This is a genomic window from Streptomyces sp. NPDC058457 (assembly GCF_042720695.1).
Lineage (GTDB): Bacteria > Actinomycetota > Actinomycetes > Streptomycetales > Streptomycetaceae > Streptomyces.
The window spans coordinates 1-12900 of record NZ_JBHXLU010000084.1 but is presented as its reverse complement, the minus strand read 5'-3'; the positions used below and the strand labels follow the sequence as shown (position 1 = coordinate 12900).

The 12900-nt window shown below is 70.1% G+C and carries 8 protein-coding genes and 1 pseudogene; 6 read left to right on the top strand and 3 right to left on the bottom strand.

What is annotated here, in order from left to right; all coding sequences use genetic code 11:
- Positions 1–25: 25 nt before the first annotated feature.
- Together araA and araB are read right to left on the bottom strand one after the other, a co-directional pair.
- The gene (gene araA / locus ACFWPS_RS41905) at positions 26–1543 is read right to left on the bottom strand and encodes an L-arabinose isomerase (RefSeq protein ID WP_383715989.1); all 1518 of its coding nucleotides are present in this window, start codon (positions 1541–1543) and stop codon (positions 26–28) included.
- Positions 1544–1599: 56 nt separating this feature from the next.
- Entirely contained in the window at positions 1600–3282 is a 1683-nt protein-coding gene (gene araB / locus ACFWPS_RS41900) for a ribulokinase (RefSeq protein ID WP_383715986.1), read from the bottom strand.
- A 537-nt stretch (positions 3283–3819) separates the two neighbouring features.
- Here araB and ACFWPS_RS41895 point away from each other — a divergent pair.
- The 6 genes from ACFWPS_RS41895 (at position 3820) to ACFWPS_RS41870 (ending at position 12777) form a co-directional block, all read left to right on the top strand.
- Positions 3820–4959 carry a LacI family DNA-binding transcriptional regulator gene (locus ACFWPS_RS41895; RefSeq protein ID WP_383715984.1) on the top strand — a complete coding sequence of 380 codons (1140 nt, stop codon included), beginning with the start codon at positions 3820–3822 and terminating at the stop codon, positions 4957–4959.
- Between the two features lie 359 nt (positions 4960–5318).
- Positions 5319–6710, top strand: coding sequence for an ABC transporter substrate-binding protein (locus ACFWPS_RS41890; protein WP_383715981.1), 1392 nt, complete (start codon positions 5319–5321; stop codon positions 6708–6710).
- A gap of 91 nt (positions 6711–6801) precedes the next feature.
- On the top strand, positions 6802–7740 hold the full coding sequence (locus ACFWPS_RS41885) for a carbohydrate ABC transporter permease (RefSeq protein WP_383715979.1): 939 nt from the start codon (positions 6802–6804) through the stop codon (positions 7738–7740).
- Positions 7737–8702, top strand: coding sequence for a carbohydrate ABC transporter permease (locus ACFWPS_RS41880; protein WP_383715976.1), 966 nt, complete (start codon positions 7737–7739; stop codon positions 8700–8702). The genes ACFWPS_RS41885 and ACFWPS_RS41880 overlap by 4 nt, the downstream gene beginning before the upstream one ends.
- A gap of 56 nt (positions 8703–8758) precedes the next feature.
- The gene (locus ACFWPS_RS41875; RefSeq protein ID WP_383715974.1) at positions 8759–10918 is read left to right on the top strand and encodes a beta-galactosidase; all 2160 of its coding nucleotides are present in this window, start codon (positions 8759–8761) and stop codon (positions 10916–10918) included.
- A 53-nt stretch (positions 10919–10971) separates the two neighbouring features.
- Positions 10972–12777, top strand: a complete 1806-nt coding sequence (locus ACFWPS_RS41870) for an RICIN domain-containing protein (RefSeq protein ID WP_383715971.1) — start codon at positions 10972–10974, stop codon at positions 12775–12777.
- Between the two features lie 40 nt (positions 12778–12817).
- Here ACFWPS_RS41870 and ACFWPS_RS41865 read toward each other — a convergent pair.
- Positions 12818–12900, bottom strand: a pseudogene (locus ACFWPS_RS41865) (NADPH-dependent oxidoreductase); the annotation flags it as partial.

The following is a 12900-nucleotide window of genomic DNA, read 5'->3' as shown; positions in this document are numbered from 1 at the left end:
ACCGGTCCATCCGAGGGCGGCGTTCTCACAGCGGCTGGTCGAGCCGGTGGTAGGCGGCGTTCCAGCGGATCTCCTTGGCGAACTGCCCGGTGGTCGTGTTCTCGTCGATGACGAGCAGTTCGACGCCGGTCATGGCGGCGAAGTCGGTGAGCGTCTCGATGTCGACGGCCGAGCTGAGCACGGTGTGGTGCGGGGCACCGGCGAGCAGCCAGCTCTCGGCGGATTCGGCGAGCGACGGGCGTGGCTTCCACACGGCTCTGGCCACCGGAAGCTGGGGCAGGGGCTGTCCGGGGGCGACCACGTCCACGGTGTTAGCGGTGAGCCGGAAGCGATCGCCCAGGTCGGAGAGACCGACGACCACAGCGGGGCCGGGGGCGGCGTCGAAGACCAGGCGGACGGGGTCCTCACGGCCGCCGATCGACAGCGGATGGATCTCGCAGCTGGGGCGGCCGGCCGCGATGGAGGGGCAGACCTCCAGCATGTGGGCGCCCAGGATGCGCGGCTCGCCCGGCCCGAGGTGGTAGGTGTAGTCCTCCATGAAACTGGTGCCGCCGGGCTGTCCGGAGCCCATGACCTTCATCGTGCGCAGCAGCGCGGAGGTCTTCCAGTCGCCTTCGCCGCCGAAGCCGTAGCCGTCGGCCATCAGCCGCTGGACGGCGAGTCCCGGCAGCTGGCGCAGCCCGCCCAGGTCCTCGAAATTGGTGGTGAAGGCGGTGAAGCCGCCCTCGTCCAGGAACGTACGCAGACCGAGTTCCAGGCGAGCGGCGTACCGCAGCGCGTCGTGGCGGACGCCGTCCGGCCGGAGGACGGGGCGGACGTCGTACTCCTCGACGTAGCTCGCGGCGAGCTCGGCCGCCGCCTTCTCCTCGACGGCGTCGACGACCTTGACCAGATCGTTCACGCCGTAGGTGTTCACGGAGAACCCGAACCGCAACTGGGCCTCGACCTTGTCGCCCTCGGTCACGGCGACATCGCGCATGTTGTCGCCGAAGCGGGCCAGCCTGAGGGTGCGCGACGCGTGGCGGCCGGCGGCGGCCCGGCACCAGGTGGCCACGCGGTTCTGGACGCGGGCGTCGCTGGCGTGGCCGGCCACGATCTTGCGGTTCATCCCGAGGCGGGACCCGATGTGCGCGAACTCGCGGTCTCCGTGGGCGGCCTGGTTGAGGTTCATGAACTCCATGTCGATGCTCGACCAGGGGAGCGACAGGTTGTACTGGGTGTGCAGATGGAGCACGGGCCGGTCCAGCGCGCTGAGACCGGCGATCCACATCTTGGCCGGCGAGAAGGTGTGCATCCAGAGGATCACGCCGACGCAGGCGTCGGAGGAGGAAGCCTCCTGGCAGAGCCGGCGGATGGAATCGGAGTCGGTGAGGACCGGCTTCCACACGATCCGCAGGGGGATCTCGGTGCTTGAGTCCAGCCGCTCCGCTATGCGCTGGGACTGGTGGGCGACCTGGTTCAGGGTCTCCTCGCCGTACAGGCCCTGGCTGCCGGTCAGGAACCAGATCTCGCCAGGGAGCCGGTATGTGGAGTCGCTCGCCATGAGGTGTCCTTTCAGAGGGGAGTGCGGGGGGCCGCGAACCGCCGGGAGTCGCGCGTTCAGGCGGAGGCTTCGGCCCGGATGCGGCGCAGCCGGTGCATGACGTCGTTGGCGCCACGGCCGAAGTGGTCGTGCAGCAGCCGGTATTCGGCGTACAGGCGGTCGTAGGCCGCGGCCCGGTCCGGGTCGGGCAGGTACATGCCGGGACGCGCACTGCCCATCGCGTGTGCCGCGGCCCGGATGTCGGGATACGCGCCGGCCGCGACCGCGGCGTGCATGGCCGCGCCGAGGGCGGGACCCTGCGCGGAGTCGATGACGCCGAGCGGGCGTCGGGTGACGTCGGCGTAGATCTGCATGAGCAGCGCGTTCTTGGTCAGTCCGCCGGCGATGACCAGCTCCTGCACCGGGACCCCGGACGACTCGAAGGCCTCGATGATGGTGCGGGTACCGAAGGCGGTCGCCTCCAGGAGGGCGCGGTAGACGTCCTCCGGGCGTGTGGACAGAGTGAGACCCAGCACCACGCCGCTGAGGTCGTGGTCGACGAGGACGGACCGGTTGCCGCTGTGCCAGTCCAGGGCGATCAGGCCGTGCTCGCCCACCTGCTGTCTCGCCGCGAGTTCGGTCAGGTACTCGTGCGGGGTGCGCTGCAGGCGCTCGGCCCGTTCGGCGTACTCGACGGGGAACCCCGTACGCAGGAACCAGGCGAAGATGTCACCGACTCCGCTCTGACCGGCCTCGTAGCCCCACAGGCCGGGCAGGATGCCGCCGTCGACGACCCCGCACATGCCCGGCACCGTGCCCTTCCGGTCGGAGCTCATCACATGGCAGGTGGACGTGCCCATGATGGCCACCATCCGGCCGGGCTCGACCGCGGTGGCGGCCGGCGCCGTCACATGGGCGTCCACGTTGCCGACGCAGACCGCGATGCCCTCGGGCAGTCCCGTCCATGCGGCCGCTTCCGCCGTGAGTCGTCCGGCCAGGGAGCCGAGCTGGGCGATCGGCTGGTCCAATTTCTCGGTGACGAAGTCGGTGAACGCGGGGTTCAGGGCGGCGAGGTAGTCGGCCGAGGGGTAGGAGCCGTCCTGGAACTGGCCCTTGTACCCGGCGGTGCAGGCGTTACGGACGTACGTCCCGCACAGCCGCCAGACGATCCAGTCCGCCGCTTCGATCCAGCGGTCGGTGAGGCCGTAGATCTCCGGGTCCTCCTCCAGCAGTTGGAGGGCCTTGGCGAACTCCCACTCCGAGGAGACCCGGCCGCCGTACCGCCCCAGCCAGGGTTCCGAGCGCTCCGCGGCCAGGGCGTTGATGCGGTCGGCCTGGCCCTGCGCGGCGTGGTGGCGCCAGAGCTTGACGTAGGCGTGCGGGCGGCCGGAGAGCCCGGGCAGTTCACACAGAGGGGTGCCGTCGGCGCGTACCGGCAGAACCGTGCAGGCGGTGAAGTCCGTTCCGATGCCGATCACCTGCTCCGGCCGCACCCCGGAACGGGCCAGTGCTTCGGGGACCGCATGGCGCAGGACGCCGATGTAGTCGCCGGGCACTTGCAGGGCCCAGTCGGGGGGCAGCGGGGTGCCGTCGGGCAGCTCCCGGTCGAGGACCGCGTGCGGGTAGGCGTACTCGCCGACCGCCAGCTCCGCGCCGTCACTCACCCGGACCACGACAGCTCGCCCGGAGAGCGTCCCGAAGTCCACACCCACGACGAACTGATCGGCGGGTCGGTGGTCCTTGTGTTCGACGGTTACCACGATGGCGCCCTTTCGTTCGATATTTCGGTCATCGGTCGGTGAGAGGAACCCTGCGGCGCGTCACCGGGAAATGGGCTGGGCTGAGGGGCAGTACGGAGCCATGGATGGCTGACTGCGCAGTCATCTCCGACTGCGCAGTCATGTCTACGCAGTCATATTTCGGCCGTCAAGAGGTCTCGCATACGTTTCTTGTCTCGCTGATCCGGCACCCTGCGCCACCGGGTGCCGCCGCGCGAGGGTTGGCTGGGGAAAGTCCGTGAGGCGAGGGCGTCGTGGCCGTGATGGGCGCGTCCGGGGTCGACGCCCCGCAGGGTCGGCCATCGTAGAGCGCGCCGCTGCCGAGCCGTGAGGACGGACGGAGTCCGTTTGCCCGGCATGCGAGGCCGGCGGGGCGCTCCCGGACTGGTGCCGAACGCGGGAACGTCATATTACGAATATGTTCCGCACTCTTGACGGACATCTTCTGACTGCGTAGACATGGCTGCGCAGTCAGGTCGTCGGAGCAACCGGCGCGGAACGCGGCCATCGGGAGACATCATGACGCCATCAGCAGGACGGGCCGGCGTTTCCGGCGCGCCCCGGAGCGTGGATGTGGCCCGGCTGGCCGGCGTGTCGCAGAAGACGGTGTCGCGGGTCTTCAACGACGAGGCGTACGTCTCCGCAGAGGTGCGCAAGCGCGTTCTCGACGCGGCCGACGAACTCGGCTACCGGCTGAACCACGCGGCCCGGGCGTTGGCCTCCGGCCGGACTCGCTCCATCGGCGTGGTGACGCTCGGGACGGCACTGTACGGACCCGCGTCACTTCTCATCGGCATCGAGCGGGCCGCCCGGGACACCGGTTACGCGCTCCGCGTGGTGAACACCCTGGAAGGCGATCCGGGGGGCGTCGGCGGAGCCATCGACTCGCTCCTCAAGCAGGGTGTGGACGGCATCGTCATCTCCGAGCCGATCGACGAGGAGGGGGACGGGGGAGCGGTCCCCGCCGACGTGCGGGTACCGGTGCTGGTCCTGGGTGCGCCGGTGGCCACGACGGCCCCCGGCACCGTGGCTGCCGGCGTCGGCGCCGACCTGCTGGCCCGGGCGGCCACCGAGCATCTCCTCGACCTCGGACACCAGACCGTTCACCACCTCGCGGGTCCGCAGCGCTGGTATGCCGCCCGCGACCGTCTACGGGGGTGGCGTGAGGCTCTGGAGGCACGAGGCTGCGACGAGCCGTTGGTCGTCGAGGGCGACTGGTCCGCGGCATCGGGTTATGCGGCGGGCCGGGTACTCGCCGCGGACCCCGGCGTGACCGCGGTGTTCGCCGCCAACGACGACATGGCCATCGGCCTCATGCGCGCACTGACGGAGGCCGGCCGCACCGTGCCGGACGACGTCAGCGTCGTCGGATTCGACGACATCCCGGTGGCCGCGTTCGTGACCCCGCCACTGACCACCGTGCGTCAGCCGTTCGACGCTGTGGCCCAGGAAGGGCTGAGACTTCTCGTCCACGCCATCGAGAAGCCCGAAGCCGACCTGCCCCCGGCAAACGACCCGCCCGTCGAGCTCGTCCTTCGTGCGTCGACCGCGCCTGCTCCGACCCGTACGAATCCGGGCGGGGCGCGGCGCTCCGCCACACGCCCCCGTCGTGGTGCGAAGGCCACGCCCCCGAGTGGAGGTCTATCCGACCGTTCCTGAGCAATTTCAGCCCCAGTAGGCCCAGAGCACGGATTCCGGGCCGGACCTGTCACACACTCGCAGCCGCCGCACAGGCCGCTGCCCGGTTCACCCCTCCCTGCCATGCCGGCTCAGCCGCCCGCAGGGACTCGGGCACCGCACGCTTTCCTTCTCGCCGAGCGGGCCGCTGTACCGGCGCCCGCTCCGACCGCCCTCCCCCTCGTGGTCCGCCATCCGCACCGCGAGCCGGGAGCAGCCGATGACGACGTGCCCTTCCACGCACCGACCCCGAAGTCCCGGTCGTCACCTCCCCGCGTTCCCTTGCCCGGCATGCCGCCGCAGGCATGCCCTCACCTTCGCCCTACCGGCGGGAGTTCACCATGCCCAGATCCTTCGTCACGTCCTCCTCCCCGAGCCGTCGCGGATTCCTCGCCGCCGTGGGGGCGGCGACCTTCAGCGTCGCGCTGTCCGCCTGCAGCGGCGGCAACGGCAGCGGGAGCAGCGGCGGCAGCTCCGCCAAGCCGCTCTCCCAGGCCGACATCGACAAGGCGATGAAGACGCCGACCGAGCTCACCTTCTGGACCTGGGTCCCGAACATCGACAAGGAGGTCGCCCTCTTCCAGAAGAAGTACCCGGCCATCAAGGTCAAGGTCGTCAACGCCGGCCAGGGCGTGGCCCACTACACCAAGCTGCGCACGGCGATCAAGGCCGGCAAGGGCGCCCCGGACCTGGCACAGGTGGAGTACCAGGCGATCCCCACGTTCACCATCACGGACAGCCTGCTGGACCTGAGCCCGTACGGTGCCGCCGGCCTGAAGAGCCAGTTCGTGGACTGGACCTGGGCGCAGGTCAGCGGTTCCGGCGGCGAGATCTGGGCGATCCCGCAGGACACCGGCCCCCTCGGCATGCTGTACCGGCAGGACATCTTCCACAAGCACGGCATCAAGCCGCCGACGACCTGGGACGAGTTCGCCGCCGCCGCGCGCAAGCTGCACAAGGCCGACCCGGGCGTCTACCTGACCAACCTCGCGGCGAACGAGGCCGCCGCCTGGCACGGCCTGCTGTGGCAGGCGGGCGCCCACCCCTACGCCCTGTCCGGCAAGAGCGACATCACCATCGACGTGAACGACGCGATCTCCAAGAAGCTCGGCACCTACTGGGGCGGCCTCGCGAAGGAAGGCGTCATCAGCACCGACCCGGACTTCACCGACGGCTGGTACGCCGGGCTCAACAAGGGCAGGTACGCGACCTGGATCACCGCCGCGTGGGGCCCGGCGTTCCTCTCCGGTTCCGCCAAGGCCACGGCGGGCAAGTGGCGGGCCGCCCCGCTGCCGCAGTGGGACGCGTCGAGCCCCGCGTCCGGGAACTGGGGCGGCTCGACCAGCGCGGTCATCCGCTCGACCAAGAACCCCGTCGCCGCAGCGCAGTTCGCCCAGTTCCTCAACAGCGATCCCGCGAGCGCGAAGATGTTCGCGACCGAGCAGTCGTTCTTCCCCGCGACCAAGGCTCTGCTGGCCGACTCGTCCTTCGCCGGCGCCACGCCGTCCTTCTACGGCGGCCAGAAGGTGAACCAGGTCTTCGCCGACATCAGCGAGACGGTCAGCGACGACTTCCAGTGGCCGCCGTTCCTCGACCAGGCCGCCACCGACTGGACCGAGACCGTCGGAAAGTCCCTCGCCGACAAGACCGACAGCGGCGCCGCCCTCGACGCCTGGCAGCAGCGGCTCACCACCTACGCCAAGGGCCAGGGCTTCACCGTCAAGTCCGCGTGACCGCCGGCGGGTCCCGGCCCCCGCCCCGGCGTTCGCCGCCCGGGCCCCGGGACCCGCGGCCGGCCCTCCCGACATCCAGAAAGGCCCGTTGATGACCGCCATGACCGCGGCCTCCACCGAGGACCCGCGCCGAGCAGGGCCGCAGCGCCGCCGGCTCGGTGGCCTGCGCCACGGTGCGGCAGGCCCGTTGTTCATCGCACCGTTCATGGTGCTGTTCGTGCTGCTGTTCCTGACCCCGCTCGGCTACGCCGCCTATCTCAGCCTGTTCCAGGAACGGCTCATCGGCGGAACGACGTTCGTCGGGCTGGACAACTACGTGACCGCGCTGAAGGACCCGCTCCTGAGGGAGGGTCTGCTGCGGGTCGCGGAGTTCTTCGCGATCCAGGTCCCGGTGATGCTGCTGCTGGCGCTGCTCTTCGCGCTCGCGCTCGACAGCGGCCTGCTGCGGCTCGCCAAGGTCGTCCGGCTCGGCATCTTCGTCCCGTACGCGGTACCGAGCGTCGTGGCGACCCTCATGTGGGGCTACCTCTACGGCCCCGACTTCGGCCCCTTCGCCCAACTGGGCCGGAAACTCGATGTGCCGGTCCCGCACTTCCTCAGCGACACCTGGATGCTGGGCAGCCTGGCGAACGTGGTGACCTGGGAGTTCGTCGGCTACAACATGATCATTCTCTATGCCGCGCTGCGGACCATCCCGGGTGAGCTGTACGAGGCGGCCGCCGTGGACGGCGCCGGCGCCTGGCGCATCGCCTGGTCGGTCAAGCTGCCCGCGCTCCGGCCGGCGCTCCTGCTGACCCTGCTGTTCTCGGTGATCGGCAGCTTCCAGCTGTTCAACGAACCGAAACTGCTGCAGACCATCGCCCCCGACGTGATCGACAGCTCGTACACCGCGAACCTCTACGCCTACACCCTCGCCTTCACCGGACAGCAGGTGAACTACGCGGCCGCGGTCTCCTTCCTCCTGGGCCTGGTCATCGTGGTCTTCTCCTACGCCGTGCTGATCACCGCGAACCGCAGGAGGACGTCGTGACCGTCGTCTCCCAGTCCTCGACCCGTGCACCCGCGACCCCGGCCACGACCGCCTCCGGGGCCACCGCGTCCCGTCGGGCGGCCAAGGTCACGCGCGGGCGCCGCTCCCCGGTCCGGCGCCGCAGCACCCCGCTGACGATCGTCATGCTGGCCGTGCTCGCCTACTTCCTCCTGCCGCTGTTCTGGCTCGCCGTCGCCTCGACCAAGAGCACCCAGGACCTGTTCAACAGCTTCGGCCTGTGGTTCTCGCACAGCCCGCGACTACTGGCGAACATCAGGCAGACCCTGACCTACGACGACGGCGTCTTCCTGCACTGGCTGCTCAACACGGTCCTGTACTCGGTCGGCAGCGCCCTCGGCGCCGCACTGCTGGCCACCGCGGCCGGATACGGCTTCGCCAAGTACCGGTTCCGGGGCAACGGCACGGCCTTCAACCTGGTCCTCGGCGCCATCATGATCCCGACCACGGCACTGGCGATCCCGACCTACCTGCTCTTCGCGAAGGTGGGCCTGGTCAACACCCCCTGGGCGATCGTCCTGCCCTCGCTCGTCAGCCCGTTCGGCCTCTACCTGATGCGCATCTACGCCCAGGACGCCGTACCCGACAGCCTCTTGGAGGCCGCCCGGATCGACGGCGCCGGCGAGCTGCGGATCTTCGTCCGGATCGCCCTGCGGCTGCTGGCGCCGGGTCTGGTGACGGTCGTCCTCTTCACGCTCGTGGCGACCTGGAACAACTACTTCCTGCCGCTGATCATGCTCAACGACCCGAAGCTGTACCCCGTCACGGTCGGGCTCTCCTCCTGGGCGGCCCAGGCCCAGAACGGCGGGGCCGGCGCCAGCAGCGACATGCTCGCGCTCGTCGTGACCGGCTCGCTGATCTCGGTCATCCCCCTCGTCGTGGCCTTCCTGATGCTCCAGCGGTACTGGCAGAGCGGCCTGGCCGCCGGCGGTGTCAAGCAGTAAGCGCCGCTGACCACACCCCTGCTCCTTCTCCCTTCCCCCCTCTTGGAGGTCCCTTCATGGCGGTCCTGCCCGCCCGTGTCCTGTTCGGTGCTGCCTACTACCACGAGTACACGCCGGCCTACGGCGGCACGCAGCCCGACGACCAGCTCAAGACCGACCTCGACCTGATGGCCGACGCGCACTTCACCGTCATCCGCGTCGGGGAGTCGGTCTGGTCGACCTGGGAGCCGGAGAACGGACGGTTCGACCTCGACTGGCTGCAACCCGTGCTCGACGGCGCCCACGAACGCGGCATCTCCGTGATCCTCGGCACGCCGACCTACGCCGTGCCGCCGTGGCTGGCCCGGCAGTACCCGGAGATCACCGGCGAGCGGCGCACGGGCGAGCGGATCGGCTGGGGCGCCCGCCAGGAGGTGGACATCACCCACCCGGCGTTCCGGTTCCACGCCGAGCGGGTGATCCGGAAGATCGCCGAACGGTACTACGACCACCCCGCGGTCATCGGATGGCAGGTGGACAACGAGCCGGGGCTGCATCTCCTGCACAACCGGGGCGTGTTCGAGCGGTTCGTCGACCATCTGCGCCAGAAGTACCGGGACGTCGAGACCCTCAACCGCGAGTGGGGCCTCGTCTACTGGTCGCACCGCCTGTCCACCTGGGCCGACCTGTGGACCCCGGACGGCAACGAACAGCCCCAGTACGACGTCGCCTGGCGGGAGTTCCAGGCCCGCCAGGTCACCGAGTTCATCGGCTGGCAGGCCGACATCGTGCGCGAGTACGCCCGGCCGGAGCAGTTCGTCACCACCTGCATCTCCTACACGCGAGGCGGCGTGGAGGACGACGAACTGTCGGACCGCCTCGACATCGCGTCCGGCAACCCGTACTACGACATGCAGGACGGCCTGCTGCTTCCCGACCCCACGCCCGACGAGCACGAACAGATCTGGAAGACCACCGGAGTCTGGTCGATGTACCAGACCGCGGACTGGATGTTCTCCTCACGTCAGGAGCCGTTCCTGGTCACCGAGACCAACGCGAACTCCATCGGCTTCCCCTGGGACAACCGCCCCGGATTCGACGGCCAGTGGCGCCAGGCGGCCTGGGCCCATGTGGCGCGCGGCGCCCGGATGATCGAGTACTGGCAGTGGCAGACCCTGCGCTTCGGCGCCGAGACCTACTGGGGCGGCGTCCTCCCGCACAGCGGCCGCCCGGGCCGGACGTACGCCGAGATCGGCGGACTGGGTGCGGAGTTCGAGAAGGCCGGCCCGCTCGTCGCCGGGCTGGAGCCGGACGCCGACATCACGATGGTCTACTCGACGCCGAGCAAGTGGCTGATGCAGAAGTACCCGCCCCTGGCGACCGCCGACGGCGACCCGGACCCGGCCTCCTACCACCGCATCTTCGACCCGTTCTACCGAGGTGCCTTCGACGCCGGCCGGCAGGTCCGCATCGTCCACGTCCGGCAGCTCCACGACCCGGACGGCCACCGGGAGGGCATGGCACCCGCCGAGGCGGCCCGGCGGCACCCGGTCCTGGTGGTGCCCGCCCTGTACCTCGCCCACGACACCACCGTGGACTGGCTGGCCGCCTACGCCCACGCCGGCGGCCATCTCGTCCTCGGCCCGCGGACGGCCTACGCCGACCACGAGGCACGGGCCCGGCTGGAGCCGGCCCCCGCTGGTCTCGCCGACGCGGCGGGCGTGACGTACGACGAGTTCAGCAACCTGACCGCCCCGATCACGGTCACCGCCACCCCCGACGGCCCGCTCGACCTCCCCGCGGACGCGACGGCCACGCACTGGGCGGACGGCCTGACCGTGCACGACGCCGAGGTACTCGCCCGGTACGACCACCCCCACTTCGGCAGGTGGCCGGCGATCACCACCCGACGCCACGGCGAGGGGCACATCACCTGCGTCGGCACCGCTCCGGGGCGCGGTCTCGCCCGGGCCCTCGCCGACTGGCTGGCGCCCACCGCACGCAGCGGATGGCAGGACCTTCCGGCGTCCGTCACCGCCACCACGGGCACGGCCCCGGACGGCCGCAAGGTGCACGTGATCCACAACTGGAGCTGGGAGCCCGCGCGCGTCGCGGCTCCCGTCGAGCTGACCGATGTCCTCGACGGCGCTCCCGTCCCCGCGAGCACAGCGATCGAGCTGGGCGCCTGGGACGTGAAGGTGCTCGTCGCCGCGAGTTCCGACGGAGCGAGGGTCTAGGACGAAGGCCCGTCGGTGTCACCCCGAGGACCACCAACCTCAAAGGAGAGGCTGTGCAGAGAAAGAGACTGAGACACCTGCTGGGAGCCGCCGTCGCGGCCGCGGCACTGCTGGCGATCCCCGCGTCCGGCGGCGCCCAGGCGTACGCCCCGACGGGCGGGACCATCTACCAGCTCGGCAGCGAGGCGTGCCTCAAGGGCCGCGGGAACTGCGCGATCTACCCGAAGTCGGCGGAACTGCCGAACGGCCGGCTGGTCGCGTCGTTCGAGAAGTCCACGGTCCCGGCCTCGGGCAGCGCCGACGGGCAGACGCTTCCCGTCTACAAGAGCGACGACGACGGTACGACATGGCAGTCGCTCTCCGAGGTGAAGGCACCGGCCTATCTGTCCAGCGACACGAAGTACGCGAAGTACACCAGCAACTGGACCAACCCGTACCTCTACGTTCTGCCGCAGGACGTGGGCAATCTGAAGCAGGGCACCCTGCTCCTGGCCAGCGTCGTGTCGGGCGACGACTACTACTACAAGGAGCACAAGGCGGCCGACTCGACCTGGACGCCCACCAACGACGGTGACCGCAAGGACGTGGCGATCGCGCTGTACTCCAGCACGGACAACGGGGCCACCTGGAAGGTCGAGAACGTCGTCGCCACCGGCGGCTGGCAGGGCGGCAGCGCGGGCGCCGTCGGCCAGAACTTCTCCTCGGCGAACACCAACCACCAGGTGGACCCGGTCTGGGAGCCGTACCTGATGGTCTACAAGGGCAAGCTCGTCTGCTACTACTCCGACGAGAACGACTACACCGGCTTCGACGCGACCACCGGAGTCGCCACCCTCGACCCCGCGAACGACACCGCCACGGACTCGCAGGGCCAGATCCTCGTGCACAGGACGTGGGACGGCCAGGCGGCGCAGTGGAGCGACCCGGTCGTCGACATCGCCGGGCTGACCCAGGACATGGGAAGCGGCAAGTCGGAGATCGGCGGCGGCCGGCCCGGCATGACGAACGTGGTCCGCACCACCGACGGCAAGTGGATGATCACCTACGAGTACTGGGGCGGCGGCGCCAACACCCGCTACCAGATCGCAAGCAACCCGCTGGAGTTCTTCAAGGGGTCCGCCACCGGAACAGGCGTCAACTCCCTGCCGGTCGACACCGGCTCCCACACCCTGGCGACCGGCGGCAGCCCGGTCCTCATCCGGCTGCCCGGCGGCCGCCTGGTCTACAACGCGGCAGGCAGCGCAAGCGTCTGGGTCGACCAGACCGGACGCAGCGACGGCACCTGGAAGGAGTACCAGACCACCTCGAAGGCCGGCTACAGCCGCAACCTCCAGTACGTCGACGACACGGGCCGTCTCGTGATCCTCAACAACCAGGGGACCTCGACGATCGCGTACGCCGAGACGGACCTCGGCAACTCGGCCGGCACCTACTACCAGCTGGTCAACCGCAAGACCGACCAGGTCATCGGCACCGGCAACAAGACCAACGACGCCAACCTCGGCAACGGCGACGTGCCCGACGTCCGTCTGGAGGACCCGGGCTCGGCGGCCAACACCGACACCCAGTTCTGGCACGTGGTGACCGAGCCGGGCGGCGGAACCACCCTGCTCAACAAGTCGGGTGGCCGCGCGGCGGCGATCTGGACCGGCAGCGCGACTGCCGGACAGAAGATCGGCCAGTGGGTGGACAACAGCTCCACCGGCAGTTGGAACCTCGTCAAGACCAGCGACGGCCTCTACAAGCTGCAGTCGGTCAAGAACACGAGCCTGTACCTGACCGGAGCAACCGCCGGCGGGCAGCTCACCCTGCAGACGGCGGCCACGGACGGCTCCCAGGACTGGGAGCTCGTCCGGTAGCCGCTGCTGACGCGAAAGGACGGTCGCCGCCGAACCCCGTCACCGCATGGCGGCCGCCGGCCGCGCCGCCGTAGCTGACGAACGCCACCGGCTTCGCCGCCCACTGGGTGAAGTGCCAGTCGA

What these genes read in the sequence shown, in the direction of transcription:
- araA (WP_383715989.1), bottom strand. Translation starts at nt 1,543, where the DNA reads ATGGCGAGCGACTCCACATACCGGCTCCCTGGCGAGATCTGGTTCCTG.
- ACFWPS_RS41895 (WP_383715984.1), top strand. Translation starts at nt 3,820, where the DNA reads ATGACGCCATCAGCAGGACGGGCCGGCGTTTCCGGCGCGCCCCGGAGC.
- ACFWPS_RS41890 (WP_383715981.1), top strand. Translation starts at nt 5,319, where the DNA reads ATGCCCAGATCCTTCGTCACGTCCTCCTCCCCGAGCCGTCGCGGATTC.
- ACFWPS_RS41885 (WP_383715979.1), top strand. Translation starts at nt 6,802, where the DNA reads ATGACCGCCATGACCGCGGCCTCCACCGAGGACCCGCGCCGAGCAGGG.
- ACFWPS_RS41875 (WP_383715974.1), top strand. Translation starts at nt 8,759, where the DNA reads ATGGCGGTCCTGCCCGCCCGTGTCCTGTTCGGTGCTGCCTACTACCAC.